This is a genomic window from Ochrobactrum sp. AP1BH01-1 (genome assembly GCF_018066705.1).
In the GTDB taxonomy this organism is placed as follows: domain Bacteria; phylum Pseudomonadota; class Alphaproteobacteria; order Rhizobiales; family Rhizobiaceae; genus Brucella.
Window position 1 is genome coordinate 1,029,392 of record NZ_JAGPOU010000001.1, and the last position, 24,230, is coordinate 1,053,621.

Genomic DNA, 24,230 nt, shown 5'->3' on the forward strand with positions numbered 1-24,230 from the left:
GACGGGTTTGTTGGTATTTTGTTTGCGGGGGCAGGATTTGAACCTGCGGCCTTCAGGTTATGAGCCTGATGAGGTGAGACCGTTAAAAAATCGATCCAGTGAATCGATTTTAGGTCGAACGGGCTGCTCGACAGAGCTTGCGCAAGCGGCATAGCGGCGATCAGGATGGTGTGCGGATCAAGGCTTTTAGTATTTTCAGAGGAGTTTGGTTGCGGGGGCAGGATCTAATCTTCACTTGCGCCCCGAGCAAGTAAAGATGGTTGCGGGGACCGGCGTCGATCATAACTTGCGATCGACACCAGCAAAGATGGTTGCGGGAGCATGCACCCATCTTAACTTGCTTTTCCGGGCAGCAGCATAAGTGCCGATCCTTGCCAAGGTTGGGATCGAGGGTTCGAATTCCTTCGCCCGCCCAGATTTCCTAAGGAAGTCAAGGGATTAAGTAAGGGCACCTTCGGGCGGCCCGTCCGTTTTTCGGGCTGGTCAACACTTGGTCAACACCAAATCACGATTTGAGAATCAGCATCTCGGTTAGAAGTCACATTGTGTCCGCCACGGCTGGAACCTCTTGGGCCGTGATGAACGATCGCCATTTTTCGGGTCGAATAGGCCGGTCGGAGACCTTTCGGCCGCAGAACCGTTGATGATCTGGTTTCTGGGACCGGCCCAGACATTTAACCTGGGCGCATGGCGCTCCCATTCGTATCGCCCCCGCACGTCAACTTCGGCACGCGCCTGATCGAAATTCGCGCGGCACCGGTCCCCAAATCAATTGACTTTCTTTCCAGCTCTTCACTTAAACGAGCTAGCCGGATCGAGTGGTGGCCGCATCGCCTCATTAGCGTCTCATCATCAAGCATAGAGCAAGCTCACATGGCTGTCCCAGACTATCAAAGGGAGCGGCAAGTCAAGTGACGCGGCGCCACGCGTTGGCATTGATTGCCCTTGACATGTAAAACGTTCGTTTTACATACTGATCATGACCTGGCACGGAGGATCCGAGATGAACATGAAACAAAGGCTCATCACCGCGGCCGAGAAACTGTTCGACGAGCATGGCTTCACGGCAACTGGCATGGACCAACTGACTGAAGCCGCATGCATGTCGAGCCGGACGCTCTACAAGCATGCCGGTAGCAAGGTAAAGCTCATGGCCTTGATCCTCACCGAACGGGATCGGCGGTTCTTGCGTAGAATCGAAGTCGGGAGTATGGACGCGCTCTTTGCTGCGCTCGAAGATTGGAACCGCGTCGAAGGGACACGAGGCTGCCTCTTCCTGCGCGCCCGTGCTGAGACGGGCGGAGAGATTCCTGAAATCTCGGAGGCGGTCGCTGCGCACAAGTCAACCTTTCATAAGCGGATCGCTGACGTCGTTTTGGCGGAACTCGGATACGATGACCCAATCCTGGCCGAACAGGTTCTCGTTCTTTTCGAGGGCGCGATCCATGCCGCCGTCTATCGGGGTGCTTTCTCCGTCTCGGCCGCGCGGGCTGCGGCTTCGGTGCTCGTTGAGAATGCACGGTCATGAGCCCGGCTTTCCGTACCGGTGCGATAGGCTTCGGACTGATCGCCGTATGCTACGTGTAGCGGCTTGCCAACATAAGCGCCTCTGCTCGCAAACATCGGCATTTTCTGCTCGAATTATCTGACAATGGAGCGGGCGTCGTGCTCACGCTCTTTGCCAATGTGCTCGCAAACATCCCCCACGTGCTCAGATTAATTGCCAGCGACGGCATGGTCAAACCGGGACGCCTGCCTGTCGTAGTTGCTCGGTCAGCTGACGGGAATATTCGGGATCAAGGGTGCCCGCCAGGAAGGCGCGGATATCCGACGGCCGAGCATTGAGGTGCGTGACCAGAGCCGTCGCATCGTAACCATTTCGGGTCAACGTCGGTTCGAGATCGTCGATGGCGCGGGACAGGACCTGCTCGACGATTTCGGCGGTAACCGGCTTGGCGCCGAGGCGAAAGCCCTGCTCGAATGCGAGGGTGAGATGCATCTCGATCTGAAGCGGCGTGCGCAAACGTTCGGCGATGAGGTCGATGGCTTCTTCCTCGAGGAGTTCGCCAACCTTTACGCCTTCGGCCGCACAGGCGCCAAGCAGCCAGGCAACATAGTCGCGGCGCGCGGAGCCGATCCCCTCGTAGTCAAAAATGGTCGTGCGGTAGCCAATCTCCTCCATTTGCGGCCGGCGCAGATCATTGCGCAACCGGGGATGCCCGACAAGAAGTACGGAAAGGAGCACGCCGGCGTCGGCGACCACCTCCATCAGTCGCTTCAGGCCGGTTAAGGTCTTGTGGTGCAGGTCATGGGCCTCGTCGACCACGAGGACGATCGGCCGTTTGCCTTTTTTCATGAAGTCGCGCAGGTCGCGCTCCCGGCGCTCGGCCTGCTTGGGGATCTTGACCTGCGCACGATCGCCGGGAGACAAGTCGTAGAACAGGGCTTCAATGAGCGATGGCAGCGAAGTGCGCCGCTTGTCGACCGCCAGCGATTTGGCGAGTGCGACCTTGCCGGCTTTGGTGAGTTCGGCCTCGATGCGGCGCAAAAGGTGGGTTTTCCCCGAACCGACCAGGCCGGAGACCACGACAAGCCGACCGGTCTGGACGGCCGCACACACCTCGCGGATGATCGTGCGCTGATGCTCGGTCTCAAAGTTGCCGGCCCCTTGGAAAGGCCGGTCGAGGCCGTAACTGGATTGAACGTCAGCGAGCATCATTCTTCCTTTCTTCGCGCCTGGAAGCGTTCGCGGATACGGGCCGCGATCATCTTTTTGTCGAGTGTTTCTCCAAGCAGTTCATTGATGAAGGCGCGGTCACCGGCATTCATCGCGCCGATCGGCCGGCCGAGCTGGTCGGCGATGGCCCCACGGGCTGCGAGGCCATTTGGATAAGCGGTCTCTATTGCGGGTTCCGGAAACGGTGTCCGCCGTACACTCAGCCCAGCCGTGGTCGGGGGCAGCGAAGGCAATGGACGATCCCCGCCGGTGACCGCGGCGCGGGGGAGCCCAAGTTGGTCTGCCAGGCGCACCACCTTGTCGAGCCGCTCTTCGAGCTTGCTCTTCTGGTATTTGCGATAGCGAAAGAGGGGAACCGCCCCGCGCGAAGGTTGGAATGGACCGAAGCGCTTGCCCTCATGCTCGACGAACAGTTCCTGATCGAACAGGCCCCAGAGCAAGGTCACCGTTTCGCCGGCAAGTTCGGGCTCGACCTCATAGGATGCGCCTTCGACCGATACGGTCGCGTCTCCAGCAACCGTCCGTCGTTCCGGTTCGCGCGCAAAGGCGCAGAACCGCTCCCAGGAGCACATCGCCCGCACCCCGTCAGGAGGAAGATGCCGCAGCCAATCCTCGATGCGTGCATGAGACTCTGTGCGATGGTCGCCGTTATTGTAGGTGACCAAGGCGCGCCTGAGCCAAAGGTTGGCTTCCTCTTCGTCCTTCGGCTTGTGGAAATGATAGAGGGTCTCGTGCACTTCCTTGATCGTGCGAAACGGCCGCTCGACCTTGCCTTTCGCTCGCGCCGGCGTGCGCCGCTCGCTGTCCGACGGGGGCATATGCGTGAGAACCCGGACACCAAGGCTACCCATGACGGACTGGAAAACGCGCGAGCGGCTCACCGGCCCGTTATCCATATGGATGGTCGTTGGAATCCCCTGAAGCGGCAGTTCCGGTTCAGGCTTGGCGGCGAAGGCATTGTAGAGAAAGCGCAAGGCGGACTCCGCGTCCTCGCCGTAGACGGAGCGGTATTCCTGATAGCTCGCGCCGGAGCGATCATCGACCACGGAGAACAGCATCAGCGTCGGCCGGCCGCGCCCTTCCTCGACCCAAAGCGGCGCTTCCACCTGCTTCAGGTCGGACGGGCTCATGTCGAAGTGCCAGAGTTCGTTGGAACGCCGCGCCTGGAATCGGACGGCAGCCACCGGGCGGGTGACGCGCGCATAATCCAGGCCGGAAACACGCAGCAGCCGATCGACCGTTGCGCGTTTCAAGATGCCGGGCGGTGCACGGACCAGGCCATCGGGCGTCACCACGCCGTCTTCCTCAAGCAGCTTGATGGCGCGCGCCGTGGAGATATGCCGCCCCTTCCGGTTCGCCGTTCTGATCTTCAGGGCCGCGATGATTTCGGCATAGGTTTCCATCTCCGGCTGCGGGGCGATCCGGGAGGTTCCGTGATCGGCGCGCCGTACGGATTTCGGGCGGTTCAACTCCCGCAGCGCCCGATACAGGGTCCAGATCGAGATGCCGTAGGCATCGGCGGCACGAGCAACAATCTCGGTACGGCCTGGATCACGGGGAGAAAGCAGCGACAATCGGCGTCGAAGATCGACAAGAGCCTCTCCGGGCGGCCGCTTTCTCCGCTCAGCCATGGACGTCCTCGGATTCCACTGTTTTGGGAGAGCCACCCTTCTTGCCGATATGACGATAGAGGGTTGCAACAGAAACCCCCATGCGCTGCGCAATATTGCGTACCGGTATGCTGCCTTCCTTCATCAGGGCGCGCGCCGCGGCAATATCGCCCGGGCGCATCGCGGGCGGGCGGCCACCCTTGCGGCCACGTTGCCGCGCCTCGACCAGTCCAGCCGTCGTGCGTTCGCGGATCAGAGCACGTTCGAACTGGGCGATCGCACCGAAGACATGGAAGGTCAGCATGCCGCCCGGCGTCGTCGTATCAATGCTCTCGGTCAAGGACACGAGCCCGATCTTCGCGCGCTCCAACTCTTCCGCCGTCGCGATGAGCTTCTTTAGCGATCGCGCCAACCGATCGAGTTTCCAGACAACGAGCGTGTCACCAGTGCGAAGCACGTCGGAGAGAATTCGGCCCAATTCCGGGCGGTCATCGCGAGCGCCTGACCCGCGCTCGGTAAACACCTTCTCGCAACCGGCGCGTCTCAGCGCCTCAAGCTGAAGCTCCGGATTTTGATCGATCGTGCTGACCCTGGCGTACCCGACCCGCATAGCCATCCAAATGTTCTTGAAAGTCGTTGGACACATAGCATTTTGCGACAACCGTTTCTATAACAGTTTTGAGAAGATTCCATCGCGCCATTCAAGGGGCGTGACGGCATGCGCTATGGCATGCTCAAAAACCCTCGTTTATGACAAACGATCCATGGAAACCAACTATGTGTCTGACGGCCGAATATTCGCGACATGGAGCAGGGAACCTTACGCATCGAAAATCGGGCGGTCCCCGATCTTGTCCCCCTTGTATGGGATACTCCGGGAATTGAGGCGGCGATACCAAAGGATGCGGTCGGCCAGGCCGTTACCATGTTCGAGCCGCAGGAATGCGCCAACTACTTCAAATCTTGCGGATATGACCCCGAGTAATGTGGACGTGCTCTAGGTCACCCAGAGGGGCGCTCGCATCGAGTATAACCTTAAGCGCGATTGCTTCCGGTGAACCATCCTCCATATGTACGGGATGTACAGCCCACACAGACTTTTCGAGAACCACATTCTCAACAGAAACCTCATAAAGCCTACCCGACGCGAGCTCATCGAGGACAGTGCTCCTCATCACGATCGAAATGCCGAGACCAGCTCGAACTGCATGCTTCACAGCCTCAGTGCTCCCGACATTGAATGAGATTGGGAATTGCTCTGCCGCTTGGCCGAAGGCCTCGCGGAGCACGGATCCGGTACCGGTTCCACGTTCTCCGCCAATGAGGGACTCTTGAAATAACTCTGCCGCTTCAATTGTTTTTCGCGTCCTCCAATTATGCTGTGGGGATACGATTATTACCAGCTTTTCCTTCCGCCAAAGGCGGGCTTGATATCCTTTTCGATCGTCCCACCATTCGGTAAAGGCTAGATCAATCTCCTTCCTCAAGAGCTTTTCGATGATTTCAGGATTTGAGGCAACGGCCACCTCAGGTGGCCGGCCTTGAGCATCCTGTAAACGCTTCAAGTGGACTGGCAAAATATAGGTACCGATGTTAGTACTGGCACCCAACGTAATCCGGCCGCTGTGCAGGCGGTCCAGAGATCTCTTCGTGACGGTCAAAAGGCTGCGTGCGAATGGCAAGAATACGAGCCCTTGCCGAGTCGGCACACACTTGTCCTTCCTCCTCTCGACCAGCCGCACCCCTAGTATATCCTCCAATCGTTTCACATTATGTGAGACAGTCGGTTGGGATATCTGAAGCCGTCGCGACGCCTCGTGAAAGCTGCCAGTTTCGATTACCTCTATGAATGCTGCGACATGCGAAAGGCTAAACATTACTTTCTCTAATCAAGGAATTAGTTGAACCTCGTTAATTGCCGCACGAGGTCTTCGGCCTTGGACAAAATCTATAATGTTGTCAGCAGCCTCGTGCTCGATAGCCAAACGCGACTTCGCCACTGCTGAGCCTATGTGGGGTGTCAAGATCGAATCATGTTCGCGATTGAGGAGACCCCCGTGGACCTTGTCAGGCCGGTCGGGTCTGGCCCAGTCCTCCATCTCATAAACATCAGCGGCGTAGCCTCCCAAGCGCCCCGCCTGCAATGCAGCGACAACAGCCTCTTCATCAACCACGCTTCCGCGTGCAGGATTAATAAGAAGTGCTCCTTTGGGCATTTTGGCGAGTTGTTCAGCGCCGAGGAGATGCTTCGTTTCGGCCGAAAGCGGGAGTGCACACACAAGAAAGGTAGACGACGAGATCAACTGGTCAAATTCAAGAGGCTTTACGTTCAGTCTGATCTCATCGGCTTTGTCCAGGGATTGACGATCCCAGTACGACACAATGGCGCCGAAGGTACTTAGGCGCTGTGCTATAGCTTTTCCGATCGCTCCCATCCCTAAAATGCCGATTGCTGTGCCCTGCAGCCCAAGGCCGTAAAACCGAGGGCGCCAACCTTTGTAATCCCTCCTGACGCTCTTGTCGCCTGGCAGAATGTGCCGCCCAAGAGCAATCATCAGACCGATTGTAAGTTCGGCTGTCGGGTCAGTGAGAAGATCGGACACTATCGTGACGTGGACTCCACGCTGCGTGCAGGCTTCGATGTCGAAGTTATCGAAGCCTTTCAGCGCACATGCCACAAGTTGAAGATCGGGAGCGTGCGCGAGTACAGACGCGTCGATCATGTCCGGCATGAACGCCATCATCGCCTTGGCGTCGCTCAATTCTGCGAGCAGTTTCTCGCGGGGCCATGTATCATCAGTATCGTTGCAAACTAAACGAGCGTGGGGAGATAGCTTTGAGATAATCTCCTCGTGGACGCGATGGGTGATTACTACCTTTGGGAGCATTTAATTTATCCTTCTATTGCAGCTGGCGGCGGAGGAGAGCGCCGACCTGGTCAACGATGGTGACCATCAGAAGGACAACGAGCATGATCGCAAGAACCTCCTGATAATTCATGATCCGGAGGGATGTCATCAACTCGAAACCGATACCACCAGCTCCCACAGTGCCCAGGATTGTCGAGGCGCGGAAGTTGTACTCCCACCGATAGATGGTCACATCGGCCAATTGCGGTAGAACTTGTGGCAAGATCGCCCGCGTCACGATCTGGAACGGCGACGCACCAGCTGCGCGTGCGGCTTCTATAGGCGCATTATCGCAATGCTCGATCGCCTCCGCAAAGAACTTGCCCACCATGCCAACCGAGTGAAGACCAAGAGCCAGCACGCCTGGGAGCGCTCCAAATCCCACTGCCGCCACGAAGACGATGCCCATAATCAGCTCCGGGATCGACCGTAGACCATTCAACAATCCACGCGAGATCATATAGATGACAGCGTTGGGTGCTGTTTTCCCTGAGGCGAAAAAGCCAACTGGAAGTGATATCAGTACCGCGATCGCAGTCCCAGCTATACTCATCGCCAGAGTGTCGATGAGAGGGCTGATCCACTCCAAGCCTCGGTTGAAATCCGGGGGAAACATTTCCGTACCGAGCTGCCAGAGCGCAGGAAACCCAGATCCCAGACGCTCCAGATCAAGAAGACCGGAGTGATAACTGCTAACAATGATCACACACGCAATTGCCAACGCGATCACGCCAGCTCTGGTCCAAGCTTTGTTTTGATGTTGAAGGATAGAGTCGTAGTCGGCCGACGGCTGTGTCATCACATATCCTGGAAGAAAGGACGCAGGCCAGCGCCTGCGTCGAAAGGTGAGAAACTGTCTCGAACGCGCCTTACTGACTCAGGTCCAAGTTCAGCACTTTACCGAGCTCACGGACGACGTCGTAGGCTTTGTCATCGATCGGAGCGAACCCATCGGCTTTGAAGGATGCCAATACCTTTTCGTCTTTAAGGTCGATGAAGGCTTTGGTGATCGCCTCTTTCAACGAAGTGTCAAGATCCGACCGCATGGTCCAGGGGTACTGCGGGAACGGATCGGACTCGGCGAGGGCGATAACTTTCTTAGGATCAATGGTGCCACGAGCGACCATTGAATTGTAGATGGGCAACGAAAGTCCGCCAATCTGAGCATTGCCATTCTGCACTGCAATAGCCACGGCATCATGCGACCCTACGAAGTTCTCGCTATAGTCTTTTCCAGCCTCAACTCCGGCCTTAAGCAGCATAGATTTCGGGATAAGGTGGCTTGAGGTGGAAGCCACGTCCCCAAACGCGACCTTTTTCCCTTTTGCATCTTCAAGGCTTTCGATGCCAGCCTCTGCATTGGCGACAACTACAGCGCGATAGGTAGTTTCGCCATCCTTCATAAGTGCTGCGAAAGGCTCGATATCAGCCTTGGTTTTCGCGAGCGTGTAAGAGAGCGGCCCGAAATAAGCCAACTCAAGCCGGCCGAAACGCATCGCTTCGATCATTGACGAGTAGTCGGTCGTTACGATCAGTTCAATCTCCCGACCGAGTGTCTTCTCAAGATACTCCTCGAGAGGACGATTGTTTTTGATGACAGTGGCGGCGTTCTCGTCCGGTAGCAACGCGACGCGCAATGTCTCTGGATTTGAGCCAGCATGCGCCAACGAACTCCAGCCAAGAACGGCGAGGAATGCGAGGGACAGAAGCTTCTTCATAATGCGGCCTCCATGGCAGCTAAAGGTTGATCATACTCGTAGTTGGACAAATCTTGTGTTGTGGTCGGATTTCTTGGGGCGCTGCGGTAGATCGACGCACACATTTGATCGGTCAGTTCGTCGACAGCGGCGTCCGCAACCACTTCCCCGTCGCGCATAGCAATGACCCGGTCGCCGAACCGGCGAGCTAGATCGATCTGATGAAGGCTGATCACAGCAGTGATGCCGTCGGCTGTGCATATTTCGCGAAGCTGCGACAGGACCTCGACAGCCGTTTCAGGGTCCAGACTTGCAACGGGCTCATCTGCAAGGACCAGTTGGGGCTTCTGGACCAGCGCGCGCGCAATGCCCACCCGTTGCTGCTGACCGCCGGATAGTTGATCCGCCCTGACGAGAGCCTTATCAAGAAGGCCTACGCGTTCAAGGCATTCCAACCCCAGCCTTCGATCCGAACGCGGCATAGGGAACAACGTACGCCAGCCAGAGTGGTAGCCCAGGCGGCCCGTCATGACGTTGTCGAGCGCGCTCAAGCGCCCTATGAGTTGGTGCTGCTGGAATATCATCCCAGTTCGCCTTCGGTGAATGCGAAGCTTAGTTTCCGCATCCAGAGCACCAATATCGTTAGAAGTGATCGAACCAGACGTCGGCGCAACCAAGCCGTTGAGTGTCCGGATGAGGGTAGATTTGCCTGCGCCGGATCTACCGAGGAGCACGACGAACTGACCCTGGTTGAACGTCAATGTCGTTGTCTTCAAAGCTTGGGTGCCGTTGGCATAGGTCACGGCAACTCCGTTCAGAGCCAGCATCACAATAATCCTGATCGTTAGTGGTGCATCGATTGAATATTTGCATCACTATGGGCGACATATGACGTCCGTTTATCAGGCTCGTGAAACTTCAATGACAGCACTTAAACTCAGCTCTACCTCCTCGCGTAGCTGCGATGGAGAAATTTCACCCAGAGCCGCCTGATCATGACGGCCCGGTCCCAATTCTACACCACCTTGACGGATGCTATCCCATATTCGGCCAGATAAACCGGCCCTTCTCCAGCCGCCGGGTAAAAAGGCAGGCGCCCAGACCATCATGCCAGATGATCTTCAAAATATCCGATCTGCGGCCCCTGAAGACGAAGAGATGCCCTGACAACGGATCATGCTGCAGAACCTCCTGCACCCGAAGCGCCAAGGAGGGAAAGCCACAGCGCATGTCCGTATATCCGCGCCTTCCTGGCGGGCACCCTTGATCCCGAATATTCCCGTCAGCTGACCGAGCAACTACGACAGGCAGGCGTCCCGGTTTGACCATGCCGTCGCTGGCAATTAATCTGAGCACGTGGCGGATGTTTGCAAGCAGACCCGGATGTTTGCGAGCACATTGGCAAAGAGCGTGAGCACGACGCCCGCTCCATTGTCAGATAATTCGAGCAGAAAATGCCGATGTTTGCGAGCAGAGGCGCTTATGTTGGCAAGCCGCTACAGCTACGGGTTCGCCCGGTTTGCCTTCGGATTGCTCTTGCCTCAGATCGGCGCGGATCTTGCGCTTGGTCCGGAATTGCGCGGCGCAATCGCGGGTAGTGCCTTCGCCACCTATTGTGTCACTATCATCGCCTCCGCCTATCTTACCGAAAGGGTCGGAGCCACGGTGGTCGCAACCATAGCCGCGATAGTCGCGGCCATTGGCATGGCGGGCATTGCGCTGGCACCGTCTGCGCTAATTCTGGCTATTTCCGTGATGGTGGCCGGCGCCAGCACCGGGCTGGCGTCGCCGCCGATGGCCGCGGTCGTGGCGGCGGCTGTCCCGCCGTCCGGCCAGGATGGGACGAACACAACAATCAATGCCGGGGCAAGCGTCGGCGTGGCCCTCTCGGGTCCCATCGCTCTTGCTATGGCGGAACAATGGCGACTAGGCTTTGCCATCTTTGCAGCCATGGCGGCGATCTTGGCAGTTATCACCGCAGCTTTGTTACCGAATGCTCAGACTGGTAAGAGAGTTGCCGGAGCGCCGGTCACGTCCACATCTTTGCTGCGCCTGATCGCTGCAACGTTTTTGATGGGCGCGGCGAGTACGGCGGTTTGGTCATTCGGCGGCGAGGTCGTGTCGCGGCAACCAGCTTGGGAACCGGCGGGCGTCAGCCTCCTATGGAGTTGCATCGGTCTCGGCGGGATAACGGGCATATGGGCGGGTGGCTGCATCGCGCGTTTCGGACTGGTGCCTGTCCACTGGACATTTCTAGTCCTGATGTAGACAGCCATCCTGAGCTTTGGTTCCGGGGCTGGGACGCCTGCTATGGTACTCCTCGGCGGGGCAGTGTTCGGAGCGGCCTACGTGATGCTCACCGGCGTCTATCTTGTCTGGGGAGTGCGGACCTTGGCCGACCGCCCCGCTACAGGTTTAATGATCGCCTTCCTGACGATTGCCATCGGCCAGACGGTCGGTGCCCCTCTGTTCGGGCTGCTTCTGGGCAGCTTTGGCGCCATGCCATCGGTGGCGACCTTCGCGGCCTTCGCGCTCGCCGCCGGATGCGCCCCAGAGAATACCGCGAAGTCCGGGATCTGATCTCGCAACAGCTGGTTTTGATCGGCCTCAATAGGCGCTCTGGATCGTTGTCCTGTCGCAAGCAAACCGACCCATTTCAGTTGATGGCCAGAAGCGGCCCAGACCTGCATCGAACCTGCTGTCAATTTTATGGGACAACGTGTCGTACTAAAATCACTTCCTACCAGCAACTATCGCGGACTTTCTCGTACAGTTGCGTAACTGCGAATTGCTAGCGCTCGATGGTCGTTGTATCTGCGACCCGTTGGACCAGTCGGGCGTCGAGCGTTTCGAACTTGTTAGCGACATCAAGCTCGTAGACCCCCGGACCGATGCCGGAAGCGACCCTCCCGTCTGAGCTCTGCGGGAGGCGGCCATAGATAGAGGCAAAGGCCGCGAACCCATCGTGGCCCGCTCCCGCCCGCGTGGCCAGATTGGTTATATCGATCACGCGGAGGTTTGAATTCCGCGCCTCGATGAGAACTCGGGGGTCATCGATATTGGCTGCGCCGGCACGGAATTGCCCACCGGCGATAAACCTGGATATCGACAGCGCCTGATCCTTCTTGGAAACCAGAACGGTGACGGGTGAACGTAGCCGGCCAACGACCCGAAGTTGTTGAAGAAAAACGTCCGCATCTATATCTGGCGCAGCCAGCGTGAGGTCGATGAGCTTGCCGAGGGTGCGTTCGTCTTTGGCGATCCGGATTTGCCGGACAGACTCCATTGTCAGCCAAGCCCCCATGCTGTGAGCGTAAAGTTTCATCCCCCGGATATGGCAATCGCCAGCGACCCGCTGGACCACCCGCGCAAGCGCATCGCGCGAGAAGGTCACCGCATCTTTGTCTGCAAGATAACCGGTGATCGCTGCCTTCGAAGGCCACGCGAACAACACAGCCGATTGCGCCACATGGACGTCGGCGGTGAGTTGCGCCGTGCGGAAGAGCGATTCCGGAAAGTTGTTGTTGAAGCCGTGGACAAAGATGGCGACGTCTCGTCCGAGCCCTTCTCCGCGGGCGGCCGTGGCCCCGACTTCAGCAAAGAACCGCCTTTCATCGAGGCGCTCGGACGAAACAATCGCGAAGTGCCGGGTCGGGTCCGGCACATCCTTCGGCCATTCGATCTCGGTCGGTCGGTGGGTCGGCGGAATGGACACGACATAGCGAACGTAGGTAGTCGCGGTCGTAATCCGGTCGGTCAGAAAGGTCGGTGCGCTCGGGTCGGTTGCCCGCGTACTCGCCACGAAGATGGTAACCTGCTTCGCACCGTCGACGGCAGCCACCGGAGTGAGGACGGATGAGCCAGGCCGCGAGACGCAGGCGCATAATGCAAGTGCCAGCGCCATGACCATTATGACCGCCATGTATCGCCCTGATTGCTGTCGCCGCCTGATCGTCATCCTCTCCGCTCCTCATCACACGGATCAGCTTGCTTCCGGTCCCCGATCTAAGACTGATCTGGCCACACAGCCCCAAGTAATAATTGAAAGAATTTAGCGGCTTCGCCGAAGAAGTGACTTCAGATCATCGCGGAACGCCATTTTCAATCTCTCTGCTGGGGTGATCGGTATGTCGTGCGAAGTGCATCAACCCCGTGCTTTAGCCCCCTTCTACCGTTCTATCGGGCGCCCCTCTAGTCTCGCCGCGCGCAAAACTATGTCCTGCAACGAGGAACGCGCGAGAGAGTATCGAAGATTTGCAAAGCCTCGTTTAGATCGCGAATACCGGAGCCCGATCATACTATTGTCACTTGGCTGGATAAGGCTCGATGTCCGCCGACCAATAGTGTTTAGCAATATTCTGGCTGTTACGAATAACGTAGTAGGCGATGTCCGGATCGCCTCCTTGAAGAGTGTCCGGATCTGCACCACACATCAAACAATACATTTGCTGATGAACGACGCCTGCAAAATATTGCAGAACCGGCGTGGCACCCTCCTGGCCGATCGCTCGCAGGTCATGGGCGGCCTGTTCGATCGCCTTTTCCAAAGCATCCGAAACGGTAGCAGCCAACATCCTGTCCACACGGCTGATGACGACAGCGATTCGGCGCTCAGCCGGGGTAAAATCAGGTCCAATATCTGTCATTGTTCACCTCACATATTGTCAGTGTACGTCAAATGCTCTGCCACAGCGCCTACTCTGGCGGGGTGCTGAGAATCGACGGATAGCTTTTGCCGTCTGCGTAAACTTGCGGTCGTTGATGTGCCAAGCGAGTGCCTCTTGCCGCTGTTCACTCCCATCCTTGGAAACACCCTCATGACGTTCCTTTCCATCCGAAGTGCTGCACCGCTACACCGCCCCCTGGTCGTTTACCTTCCGGGCAACGGCCCGAGAGGGCTCCCAACTCTTCGAGTAACCTTTCACACGGTTGGTATCTTTGCCGTCATAGGTTGGGTAGTCCCGCCATTTGCAATACTCCGTCATCAAAGGCGGAACGCTGCCCGGCTGCTTGCAACGGGAAACACCACGCCCTTCGATCATTCGGTCCAACGCACCAAAACGGATAATCTGGTCAGCCGGAGGCTTGCAGCAGCAGTGAAAGTCGCCGCGATACAGGCACCGGAAAGTGGCAAGGCCGATAACGTGCGGGGTCGAACATTGATGCCGTGACCGATCACTAACTCTGCCGGGCAGGTCTGATCGAAGAAGAACGGTCTCGCCATTTGTCGCCTCGGCGCCGGTAAAACTGTCAGTCGCTATCTTGTTCCCGCCGTCTACGCATGATAGCAGCGAGGATATGGACAGACTTTTTGCCAACGCCACGATGATGATGCTGCGCTCCTAGCGTGGCGGATTTTGTGCGCTTTTTATGCACCTTAGACCGCCCTTGAGGCGGTTTTTCATTGGTCGATCCGCCTTGAGGGATATTCAACCTCCACAAGGATATCCCAATGAACAACACGACGACTTACATCACAACGTCGATTCCATATGTCAATGCCGCACCACATGTGGGTTTTGCGCTCGAACTCGTGCAGGCCGACGCTTATGCTCGCCATTCCCGACTTCTCGGCAACGACGTCAGGTTTCAGTGCGGGACGGATGATAACAGCCTGAAAAATGTCCGTGCCGCGGAAGCGGCGGGACGCCCCGTGGCCGACTTCGTCGGCGAAAATGCAGACCGCTTCGAAGAGCTTGGCAAGCGCCTCCACATCTCAAACGATGCGTTTGTCCGCACATCCGCTGATTCAGGACATGCCGCCTGCGTTCATTCGCTCTGGGATGCATGTGCGAAGAATGGCGATCTTTATCGAAAGAGCTATGAGGGCTTTTATTGCGTGGGCTGTGAGCAGTTCTACGACCTACCAGATCTTGATGACGGCCGATGCCCGGAGCACGGTATCCCGCTTGAAGTCATCAAGGAAGAAAACTGGTTTTTCCGCCTCTCCCGATATGGCTCCCGTATCCTCCGTCTGATCGAGACAGAGGAGCTTCAGGTCGTGCCGGCTCACCGGCGGAACGAGATACTTGCCTTGCTTCGGCGGGGACTCGAGGACATCAGTGTGTCGCGCAGTGCCGAAAGAGCGCGCGGCTGGGGAGTGCCCGTGCCCGGCAGCGACGAAGTTATCTATGTCTGGTTCGATGCCTTGGCAAACTACCTGACAGGGCTCGGCTACGGTTCCGACGAGGTGCTGTTCAGCCAATATTGGGCGCGCCAGGGCGAGCGCATTCACTTCGTCGGAAAGGGGATATCCAAGTTCCATGCGGTCTACTGGCCGGCGATACTCCTTTCCGCTGGCCTACCGCTGCCATCGTCGATCTACGTTCATGGCTACCTGACCGCCAACGGGCGGAAGATCGGGAAATCGACCGGCAACGGCATCGATCCCGATGGCCTCGTTCAAAACTACCGGACTCCCGACGCACTTCGTTATTACCTGCTCCGCCATATCCGTTCGGCCGATGATGGGGATTTCTCCGAGGAACGGCTCGAGGCCGCGTGGTCGGGAGAACTCGGCGGGCAGCTTGGAAATCTCCTCAATCGGGTTCTCACATTACTGTCTTCGTCCTTCTCCGGTGTAACGCCAACCGTTCCCGACAGTGCCCTTGTTCGCGAAGCAGCACGTCTTCCCGAAAAAATCCTGGACGCCTTCGATAACTACGAACTTCACGTCGGCTTGGCAGAAATCTTTTCCTATCTCGGGTCCGCGAACAGGGAGTTTACGCGGAAAGCGCCCTGGTCTGATGCGAAGGCCTTGCTCGGCGATCTCAACCATTCGGAACGGCAAAGAATTTCGGATCGTCTTGGTGCGACACTGGCGGAGCAGGTCCATGGGCTCGTCATCGTCGCTCGCTGCTTGCTCCCGTTTCTGCCGGAATCAGCTTCAAGGCTCCACGCGAAGCTGGGGATATTGTGCCCGGCAAGGTATGACGCTCCACTCGTTGTCAGCGGAGTGAAGACATCTTCTGGAGGGATCCTCTTTCCGCGGCAGACGGTGGTGCGAGCGACGTCGTGATCCAACGGTGGTGTTTCCGGCAGATCTCCGCACCATACGGGACCACTATGCTATATCTCTGCTGGAGCGGTTTTGTCGTCTTCGCTTCAGTCGGCCCTCATGGCGTTAAAATACCTTCGGCAGCCGACTTCCCCTCGCTAACGGACGGCGTTCCAAATCGTTCGATAAGCATCTCGGTGAGAATTCGCACTTTTCGAGAGGGATATTGGCCCGGCGGCCTCACCACGAAGATGCCGGCCGGCGGAATTGGATGACGCGCCATGATTGGCACCAGCGCGCCCGAACGAATATGATCCGCGACCAACGGCTCTGGCAGATAGGCGACCCCGACACCGTCCAGAGCGGCCGCTACCAGTGACATTGCGTTATCAGCGATGAAGCGTCCTTGGGGCCGCACTGTGACGATCTCGACTCCATCCATGAATTGCCACTTCTCGGCATCCCGCATAACGGTCTGATGCTTCACAATCTCGTCGGGTGTCTCTGGAGCACCGTGAGCCTCGATATAGGCAGGACTTGCAACCAGCTTGCCAAAGATCGGTCCGATCCGTCTTGCGACGAGGTTCGAATCCGACAGATGCCCCAGCCGGATTGCGCAATCAAACCCTTCTCCCACGAGATCCACGAAGCGATCAGTAAAGGAAGAGAGGATTTGTAGCTGCGGGTGTTGGCTCGCCATCCGCGAAAGGACGGGAGCAAAACAGGTCGGACCAAATGATAATGGGGCGGCTACACGCATGCGGCCTCGAAGCTTACCAGCGGGCAGGATTGTTTCGCGCACCAAGTCCAATTCGGCGGAGGTCCTGGCTGCGTAATCGCGGAATGTAGCTCCTGCTTCAGTGAGCGCTATACCACGGGTCGTCCTTGCAAATAGCTGTGCGCCGAGTTCGGCCTCAAGCCTGTTGATCCGCCGGCTGACCATTGACTTGGAGATGCCCAGTCGTAGCGCTGCCGACGATAATCCGCCCGCATCGGCAACTTCGACGAATATCCTTAAATCCTCAATTTCCACAAAGCGTTCCTTATTTTGCGACACGGCTTCACGCGACCGGGGGCTACCAAGGCGAAGAAGAGAATGACAACGTCGGCGCCGGTGAATCTTCCAGGAAGGCATCTTCGCAACGTACCGCACCAACCGTGAACATAGGATCGATTCTATAATCTTTCATAGCCGCTTCAACTCGTTTCTCCGTCCATCGCATACCGTGCCAGCGACGGACGGCGGCGACCACTCAAGAAAAACAACGCAGGATGTGTCCATGTGCCTAAGGTCGAAAGGCGAGCAGAGGATTGACCGACAGAGATACGCCATTTCGCGTTTTTCAATAACGCTTGGCCTTCGGTCCGTATCCAGGGCACGATTACCGTTGCTCTCTCTTGCTGCCCTCGCCTTCGCTCAATGGGACTCCCCGCCCGCCATGGCAGATGATTCTGGCCTGAAGCAGGAGAGGCCCTCCATAAAAGCCGACAGGTCGCGAGAGGACTGGTCGCTTCTCGCAGATCCGAAACTGCGGACTGAGCCGCTGGACAGTCTCAAATACATTCCATTGTTTTCTTCCAATCCCGACAGCTACATCTCGCTTGGGCTCAATCTGCGCGAAATCTTCGAAGTCAGTGATGCGCCGGCATTCGGAACCGTGCGTGCGAATCCCAGAGACTCCTACTGGTTGCAGCGCGCGCAATTCCATATCGATGTTCACCTGAATGAAAACTGGCAATTGTTCACACAGTTCGAGGATGTTCGTGCGTTCAACAAGACGGTAGTCGGTCCCAATGACGCGAACCGATTTGACCTTCGTCAAGCCTTCATCGGTTATACGCAGGAGACCGACGCGGGAACATTCAGGGCAAGGGTTGGCCGTCAGGACTTTGCGTTCGACCTGGAGCGGTTCGTTTCGACGCGCGATGGGCCGAATGTCCGTCAGTCGTTCGATGCGGTCTGGGCCGGGTGGGAGACGGATGCATGGCGCTTCTATGGACTTGTCAGCAGACCTGTCCAGTATCGCGATGAGCGCCCTTTCGATGATCGATCGAGTGGCGATGCAATGTTCAGCGGAGCTCGTGTGGAATGGCAGCTGTCGCCGGATATCGAGGCCTCCGCGTATTATGCACTTTATCAGCGCAAGGACGCCACCTTTCTCACCGCGTCGGGTGAGGAGGACAGGCATATCTTCAATATCCGGACGGCCGGCAAATATGCCGGTTTCGACTGGGACGCGGAAGCGATAGGACAGGTCGGCAAGGTCGGCTCGGCTGATATTCTAGCCTGGGCCGTAGGCGCGAGGACCGGATACACGTTCGAGGATATCACCTGGTCGCCGCGAATCGGTCTGCAGTTCGACGTGGCGTCGGGCGATGGCGATGCGGGCGACGACACGCTCGGCACTTTCAATCCGCTGTTTCCGAACGGCTTTTATTTCTCGCTCGGCGGTCATACCGGATACGCCAACCTCGTCCACATCAAACCATCGGTCACCGTTCAGCCGACAGAAGACCTGACCTTGATGGCCGGGGTCGGACTGCTCTGGCGACAAACGACTGATGACGCCGTCTACACCCTGCCAAGCATTCCCGTGTCCGGCACGGCGGGTCAGGGATCGGGACGGACAGGAGCCTATTTGCAGGTCAGAGCGGACTACCGCTTCACTCCCGTTCTCACGGGATCGCTGGAGGCCGTCCATTATCAAGTCGGCTCGGCGCTTCGCGACGCCGGAGGCAGTGACAGCAACTATGTTCGAGCGGAATTGAAATACTCATGGTAGCGAACGCACAACCCTACGCACCAACGCCGCCTTTCGCCGTGCCGAACACAGAGGGACGATGGATCGGTCGTCTGATATGCAAGACGCGGTGCTGCACGATGAGGAAAGCCGGGTAGGCATTCTGGGGCCGATATCGCAGCACCCATTCTCAGGACGCCGGTTGAAACAACTCGACCAGCATCCTCTCATTGTCTCGGATGTAAGCGAAACGATCGCCGGAATTGTTGGGAACGGAGGATGGCGGTATAACGATTTCAACACCCTTAGCCGCCAGCGCGGCTATGGTCTCTTCCAGTTCATCGACATTGAGCGCGAAATGGTTGACGCCACCGCGTTTCAGGAGTGTTTCGATGTCTTCGCGCTCGCTTGCCATCGGCGTAGCACCTTCGACTTGAAAGATTTCGAGCCGAGCTTGGCCGCGGACGAGCATGGCCACCTGCGCGCCAGGCAAGGTGAAACTGTACTGGTGCTCGAATCCAAGCTTATCACGATACCAATCAAGGCTAGCCCGCAGGTCATTGACGACAACACCGACATGATGAAGGCTATGGACGAAATCTACCATGTGATTTCCTGAGTTTTATTTTTATCGCTCCGGATTTGGTTCGAGATACCACGGCTGTTATAGCTGCGGCTGTAAGTGCCCTCCCGGAAATGGCCGCCTTCATTAGAATTTCATGGCGTGGAGGTTAGTACTGCATCGGCTAGCAGCATAGTCTCCCCGAATGCGAAACGTTGTTGCAAAACGTGGAACGGCAGGCCGATCAAGGATGTCATGGCAGCTCTAACGCGCGGCCTCGGTTAGCCGCTCGCTCAGGCGCCGGGCGAAAAGGCTTCGTCCATCTCCTTGACCAAAGTGTCACTTAGTGCCAAATATTCTATTGTCACTAAGTGCCAGAAGGATATCGGATTTTGGCGAAGATCGAGAAGGGGCGACTTGAGGTCGCGCGTCACGCGGCCGATCTGTTCTGGAAAAACGGTGTCGAGAAGACAAGTGGCGATGCGATTGCCGCCGAATCGGGGCTCTCCAAGCGAACGGTCTGGCGCTATTTCCGCTCGAAGGAAGCCTGCATCGAGCCGCTTTTCATGGTTACGAGCCTGCGCTTCATCGAATTGTTGCGCACCTGGCCGCGGGAGTTCTCGATCGAGGTCTACCTGCGCGATACGCTGGGCTCGATGCTGAAGACAGAGCAGGAGATCCGCGACGGCGTAGCCGTGGCGCGCCTGATCTCCCGCCTGAAAACCGAACCGGCGATCCGCACCGCCTATCTGATGGCGAGCGCGCAAGCAGAAGACGAGTTCGTCGCGATCGTTGCCGAGCGCGCCGGGCGCACGTCCGAGGATTTCGACGTCAAGCTCTGCGCTGCGGCCGCAATGGCCGCCGTGCGCGTTGTCGATGAAGACATATGCACCGCCACGTTCACCCATGGCCGCTACTTCGAACACCATGAAGTCTGCGACCGGTTGGCCGCTGCCATTCGCGCAGCAAGCACCCTGCCGATCTGCGATCCGGTCGCTCGCTAAACCGGTCGGCCAGTCCCTTCGCTCCATAAGGAACCAAAATGATCTATCCCGAAACCCGACGCACCGACACGATGGAAGAGCATTTTGGCACCACGATTGCCGATCCATACCGGTGGCTGGAAGCCGATGCGCGCAGTCACCCCGAGGTCGCGGATTGGATGCAGGCGCAAGACGAACTGGCACGAACACATCTGGCCGGGCTGCCGGGCCGGGAAGCCTTCCGGCAGCGGCTGGCGGCGCTCTTCGAGCATGCCCGCCTGACCGCCCCGATCAAGCGTGGAGAGCGCTATTTCTTCACCCGCAATCCCGGCCTCGATGACCAGGCGGTTCTCGTCATGCGCGAAGGGGCGGACGGCCCGGAACATGTCCTCGTGGATCCCAACACGTGGGCCGAGGATGGCGCGGCGGCCCTGGCGGAATGGGCCGTCAGCGAAGACGGACGTCATGTTGCCTTTGCCCGCCAGGAGGGCGGCACCGACTGGCGTACGATCCGGGTTCTCGATGTAGAGAGTGGAAACATCCTTGTCGACGAAATCGCATGGGCGCGCTTCACCGCCATCGCCTGGGCACATGACGGATCCGGGTTCTTCTACTCCCGTTTTCCAGAGCCGCCTGCGGCGAACGGATTCGAAGCGCCGGTCACCGGGCACGCCATTTATTTCCACACACTCGGCACGGCGCAGGCTGACGACCGGCTCGTTCACGCGGCTGCGGAAGGTCAGCTCCTCATACAGACGGTCAGCGTGACAGCGGACGGGCGTTATGTCGTGATCTATTCGACTCCCGGCGCGGGCAGCAACACACTGTCGATCATTGACCTACGCGACCCGACGTGGACGCCGCGCCCTGTCATCGAGACCCAGGGGCATAACTGGTTCGTGGCCGGAAATCAGGGGAACAGGTTCTTCGTGGTGACGGACCAAGGGGCGGAGCGCGGCAGGATCGTCACTTTCGACCTCGCTGAGGTCGAACTGCGCATCGTCGATCTCGTCCAAGAGCGAGACGACGCCACGCTGAACGATGCATCCCTCCTCGGCGGGAAGCTTCTCGTCACCTATCTCGTCCATGCCAAGACCGAGATCCGCCGTTATATGCCCGACGGCACGCCCGATGGGACGGTCGAGCTTCCGGGCATCGGCAGTGCGGGCGGTTTTCACGGACGTCCGGACGACGACGACGCCTTCTTCGTCTTCACCGGTTACGACGCTCCAATGACGATCTACCGCTACGATGTCACCAACCGACAGCTCGAAGTCTGGGCCCAACCGGAGGTCGCGATCGATCTCGGCCGCATGACCGTCGAACAGCACTTCTATCAATCGAAAGACGGCACACGCATTCCGATGTTCGTTGTGCGCCGGGCAGACGTTCAGGCGCCGGTACCGACAATCCTTTACGGTTATGGCGGCTACGGCATCAGCATGATCCCTTATTATTCGCCGCCCGTCCTCGCATGGGTGGAAGCGGGCGGCGCCTACGCCGTCGCCAATCTGCGCGGCGGCGGGGAATACGGCAAAGCATGGCACGACGCTGGGCGGCTCGCGAACAAGCAGAACGTCTTCAACGACTTCATCGCCGCCGCCGAATATCTGAAGAGCAAAGGCATCGCCGCTGCCGAGAGCCTCGCAATCCAAGGCGAATCCAATGGCGGCCTATTGGTCGCGGCCGTGACCAACCAGCGACCGGACCTTTTCGCCGCGGTCCTTCCAGGTGTCGGCGTCATGGACATGCTGCGCTTCGCCCGTTTCACAGGCGGACAGTTCTGGATCGGGGACTACGGCGATCCACGGAAGGAAGCCGACTTCCGCAACCTCCTGTCCTATTCGCCCTATCACACGATCCGCTCGGACACACCCTATCCGGCGATCCTGGTCACGACGGCTGATACCGACGACCGCGTCGTGCCGGCCCACAGCTTCAAATATGTTGCGGCACTTCAGGCCGCGAACCTCGGCGACAAGCCGCGGATCCTGCGGGTCGACAAGCGGGCCGGCCACGGTGCCGGGAAACCCACCAACAAGGCAATCGACGAGATCGCCGACCTTTGGGCGTTCGTCGCCCACTGGACCGGCCTCGACGCTACGACGAGGGATTGACCGCTTGGCCGACAATCCATCATCGTCAGCGAGGCGGTTATCGAACAGGCGCTCTCCAGATAGCCGACAGGTGCCACCAAGGGCCGGACCGTAGGCCCGAGCCTGCATCAAGGTAAGATTGCAACCCCAGCAATCTGGCCTTTCACGAACGCAAACGCCGGAACCCGTCGAGGTCGAGGCGTTTTAGCGACTGTCCGTCGACAGGCCGTAGGCAAACCAGAAAAGAAAGAAGACTATATGCGGGTTTTCAACATCACGATTGCAGGTTTCGGAGGCGTGGGACGTGCCACGGCGAAGCTGCTTCTGTCTCGGCGCGAGCGCTATCGGAAGGTCTACGGAGCCGATGTTCGCCTGGTCGCCGTCTGCGGATCGCGATCCGGTCTATCCGACCCCGGCGGTCTGGAAGCTGAGCGGCTGGATACGCTTGCGGCAGGGCTTTCTGGACCGGACTTCGTGGCGGCAAGCGGCGCCGACATTCTGATCGAGGCGGGACCAAGTGATTTCCGCACCGGCGGCCCGGGACTGGCCTATATCCGCTCGGCTCTCGCCGCCGGGCACGACACGATCGTCATATCGAAGGGTGCGCTGGTCCATAGCGGAAAACAGTTGCGTGAGCTCGCAACAGGCTCGGGTGCGATGCTGAAGCTCAGCGGCGCAGCAGCCGCCGCCCTGCCGACGATCGATCTCGTCGATTACAGCCTGAAGGGCTGCGAAGTGCTCAAAATCGAGGGTATCCTGAACGCCACGACCAATTTCCTGCTCGACGCTATGACGACGAAAGGCCTCGGCTTCGATGCGGCCCTGCAGGAGGCGCAGAAAGGCGGTTTCGCCGAAGCCGATCCGCGCAACGACACCGAAGGCTGGGATACCGCCTGCAAGCTCTTGATCCTCGCCAATTTCGGGCTCGGCGCCGACCTAACGATGGACGAGCTTGCCGTCGAAGGCCTCCAGTCGGTCACCGGAGATCGTATCGAAGCGTGGCGAGCGGAAGGTGTGGTTCCGAAGCTCGTCGGCAGCCTGACGTGCATTGACGGCAAATTCCGCGCCGCGGTCGGAATCAGGACCTATCCGCTTTCAGACCCACTTGCGAATGTTCGGGGAAAGGACAAGGCAATCCGTATCACCACCGACGCGATGGGCGATACGATCGCGATCGGATCCGGCAAGGAGCCCCTCGCCACCGCAGCAGCTGCGCTGAAAGATCTCGAGCACATTCTGTCTGCGAGGGTAGCCGTTCCGGTATCGATTTCGGAGCCCTCGTCATGACTGAACTTCCAAGGGATGTAACGCCATCCGCTCGCGAGATCATCGAGGCGCTCGGCCTCAAGCCGCACCCGGAAGGCGGCTGGTACGCCGAGACTTTCCGCGACGAGTCGGCGGCCCCTCGTGGCCATTCTACCGCAATCTACTACCTGCTCGAAGCCGGACAGCGCTCGCACTGGCACCGCGTCAAGGACGCGACGGAGATCTGGCATTTCCATGCCGGTGACGCGCTGGCTCTCACCCTTTCGCCCGATGGGCGCGACATGATCCCTCATCGCCTCGGCGCTAACCTTACCGCCGGCGAACGGCCGCAGCTCGTCGTTCCCGCGGGATGGTGGCAGACGGCGGAACCCCTCGGGGCTTGGACCCTAGTCGGATGCACCGTCGCGCCGGGCTTCTTGTTCGAACAGTTCGAAATGGCACCACAGGGATGGACACCCCGGCGAGATGTTTAGGTAACACCAAGCTTGGCGTCACAAACCCGCCTGGAAGGCGGGTTCATTTACGACTTGAGCGTCTTGTTTGTATCAATCCGGCTGACGGACTTTCAATTCGGTCTATTGCTCGGCGAACGCCCACTGCTCAGCGAACTCCTTGATGGCCTTGTTCGTCGG

Annotated in this window: 22 protein-coding genes; 9 read left to right on the forward strand and 13 right to left on the reverse strand. The window is 58.4% G+C overall.

Annotated elements, in window-relative coordinates:
- Positions 1–1,003: 1,003 nt before the first annotated feature.
- The gene (locus tag J9800_RS04835; protein ID WP_142860031.1) at positions 1,004–1,528 is read left to right on the forward strand and encodes a TetR/AcrR family transcriptional regulator; all 525 of its coding nucleotides are present in this window, start codon (positions 1,004–1,006) and stop codon (positions 1,526–1,528) included.
- Positions 1,529–1,738: 210 nt separating this feature from the next.
- Here the strand turns inward: J9800_RS04835 and J9800_RS04840 are convergent, their stop codons facing one another.
- The 9 genes from J9800_RS04840 to tnpB all read right to left on the reverse strand — a co-directional run bounded on the left by J9800_RS04840 (position 1,739) and on the right by tnpB (position 10,282).
- Complete coding sequence (locus J9800_RS04840) at positions 1,739–2,719, reverse strand: ExeA family protein (protein WP_206666277.1); 981 nt, start codon at positions 2,717–2,719, stop codon at positions 1,739–1,741.
- Positions 2,716–4,368, reverse strand: coding sequence for an IS481 family transposase (locus J9800_RS04845; protein WP_003501095.1), 1,653 nt, complete (start codon positions 4,366–4,368; stop codon positions 2,716–2,718). Before J9800_RS04845 ends, J9800_RS04840 begins: the two co-directional genes overlap by 4 nt.
- Positions 4,361–4,963, reverse strand: coding sequence for a recombinase family protein (locus J9800_RS04850; RefSeq protein ID WP_003501098.1), 603 nt, complete (start codon positions 4,961–4,963; stop codon positions 4,361–4,363). Before J9800_RS04850 ends, J9800_RS04845 begins: the two co-directional genes overlap by 8 nt.
- Positions 4,964–5,303: 340 nt before the next feature.
- Positions 5,304–6,224, reverse strand: a complete 921-nt coding sequence (locus J9800_RS04855) for a LysR family transcriptional regulator (RefSeq protein ID WP_003501100.1) — start codon at positions 6,222–6,224, stop codon at positions 5,304–5,306.
- A 12-nt stretch (positions 6,225–6,236) separates the two neighbouring features.
- Positions 6,237–7,235 (reverse strand): phosphonate dehydrogenase, encoded by a 999-nt coding sequence (locus tag J9800_RS04860; protein ID WP_003501101.1) that lies wholly within the window; start codon positions 7,233–7,235, stop codon positions 6,237–6,239.
- Between the two features lie 13 nt (positions 7,236–7,248).
- Positions 7,249–8,055, reverse strand: a complete 807-nt coding sequence (gene phnE / locus J9800_RS04865) for a phosphonate ABC transporter, permease protein PhnE (RefSeq protein WP_006473411.1) — start codon at positions 8,053–8,055, stop codon at positions 7,249–7,251.
- Between the two features lie 70 nt (positions 8,056–8,125).
- Positions 8,126–8,974: a phosphate/phosphite/phosphonate ABC transporter substrate-binding protein gene (phnD, locus tag J9800_RS04870; protein WP_003501103.1), complete on the reverse strand. Its 849-nt coding sequence runs from the start codon at positions 8,972–8,974 to the stop codon at positions 8,126–8,128.
- Positions 8,971–9,780, reverse strand: a complete 810-nt coding sequence (gene phnC / locus J9800_RS04875; protein WP_006473175.1) for a phosphonate ABC transporter ATP-binding protein — start codon at positions 9,778–9,780, stop codon at positions 8,971–8,973. Before phnC ends, phnD begins: the two co-directional genes overlap by 4 nt.
- A gap of 208 nt (positions 9,781–9,988) precedes the next feature.
- Positions 9,989–10,282: an IS66 family insertion sequence element accessory protein TnpB gene (gene tnpB, locus J9800_RS22170; protein ID WP_080600525.1), complete on the reverse strand. Its 294-nt coding sequence runs from the start codon at positions 10,280–10,282 to the stop codon at positions 9,989–9,991.
- 153 nt (positions 10,283–10,435) lie between these two features.
- On the opposite strand from tnpB, the gene J9800_RS04885 reads away from it, so the two are divergent.
- Together J9800_RS04885 and J9800_RS04890 are read left to right on the forward strand one after the other, a co-directional pair.
- Positions 10,436–11,221, forward strand: a complete 786-nt coding sequence (locus J9800_RS04885; protein WP_210845637.1) for an MFS transporter — start codon at positions 10,436–10,438, stop codon at positions 11,219–11,221.
- A 42-nt stretch (positions 11,222–11,263) separates the two neighbouring features.
- Positions 11,264–11,533, forward strand: a complete 270-nt coding sequence (locus tag J9800_RS04890) for a hypothetical protein (RefSeq protein WP_210845639.1) — start codon at positions 11,264–11,266, stop codon at positions 11,531–11,533.
- Between the two features lie 211 nt (positions 11,534–11,744).
- On the opposite strand, the gene J9800_RS04895 is transcribed toward J9800_RS04890, so the two are convergent.
- Together J9800_RS04895 and J9800_RS04900 are read right to left on the reverse strand one after the other, a co-directional pair.
- Positions 11,745–12,875, reverse strand: coding sequence for an alpha/beta hydrolase (locus J9800_RS04895; protein ID WP_192799675.1), 1,131 nt, complete (start codon positions 12,873–12,875; stop codon positions 11,745–11,747).
- Positions 12,876–13,257: 382 nt separating this feature from the next.
- Entirely contained in the window at positions 13,258–13,599 is a 342-nt protein-coding gene (locus tag J9800_RS04900; protein ID WP_142860037.1) for a hypothetical protein, read from the reverse strand.
- 806 nt (positions 13,600–14,405) lie between these two features.
- On the opposite strand from J9800_RS04900, the gene metG reads away from it, so the two are divergent.
- On the forward strand, positions 14,406–15,971 hold the full coding sequence (gene metG / locus J9800_RS04905) for a methionine--tRNA ligase (RefSeq protein ID WP_142860039.1): 1,566 nt from the start codon (positions 14,406–14,408) through the stop codon (positions 15,969–15,971).
- Positions 15,972–16,068: 97 nt separating this feature from the next.
- Here the strand turns inward: metG and J9800_RS04910 are convergent, their stop codons facing one another.
- The gene (locus J9800_RS04910) at positions 16,069–16,983 is read right to left on the reverse strand and encodes a LysR family transcriptional regulator (protein WP_142860041.1); all 915 of its coding nucleotides are present in this window, start codon (positions 16,981–16,983) and stop codon (positions 16,069–16,071) included.
- A 247-nt stretch (positions 16,984–17,230) separates the two neighbouring features.
- On the opposite strand from J9800_RS04910, the gene J9800_RS04915 reads away from it, so the two are divergent.
- A complete protein-coding gene (locus tag J9800_RS04915; RefSeq protein ID WP_142860043.1) occupies positions 17,231–18,733 on the forward strand; it encodes an alginate export family protein in 1,503 nt (500 codons plus the stop codon).
- 148 nt (positions 18,734–18,881) lie between these two features.
- On the opposite strand, the gene J9800_RS04920 is transcribed toward J9800_RS04915, so the two are convergent.
- A complete protein-coding gene (locus J9800_RS04920; RefSeq protein WP_142860045.1) occupies positions 18,882–19,298 on the reverse strand; it encodes a VOC family protein in 417 nt (138 codons plus the stop codon).
- Between the two features lie 347 nt (positions 19,299–19,645).
- Between J9800_RS04920 and J9800_RS04925 the strand changes: the two genes are divergently transcribed.
- From J9800_RS04925 to J9800_RS04940, 4 genes are all read left to right on the forward strand, one after another.
- Positions 19,646–20,257, forward strand: coding sequence for a TetR/AcrR family transcriptional regulator (locus J9800_RS04925; RefSeq protein WP_161991880.1), 612 nt, complete (start codon positions 19,646–19,648; stop codon positions 20,255–20,257).
- Positions 20,258–20,295: 38 nt separating this feature from the next.
- Complete coding sequence (locus tag J9800_RS04930) at positions 20,296–22,353, forward strand: prolyl oligopeptidase family serine peptidase (protein ID WP_142860049.1); 2,058 nt, start codon at positions 20,296–20,298, stop codon at positions 22,351–22,353.
- A 237-nt stretch (positions 22,354–22,590) separates the two neighbouring features.
- Entirely contained in the window at positions 22,591–23,619 is a 1,029-nt protein-coding gene (locus tag J9800_RS04935; RefSeq protein WP_142860051.1) for a homoserine dehydrogenase, read from the forward strand.
- On the forward strand, positions 23,616–24,071 hold the full coding sequence (locus J9800_RS04940) for a cupin domain-containing protein (protein ID WP_142860053.1): 456 nt from the start codon (positions 23,616–23,618) through the stop codon (positions 24,069–24,071). Before J9800_RS04935 ends, J9800_RS04940 begins: the two co-directional genes overlap by 4 nt.
- The last annotated feature ends 159 nt before the right edge of the window (positions 24,072–24,230 follow it).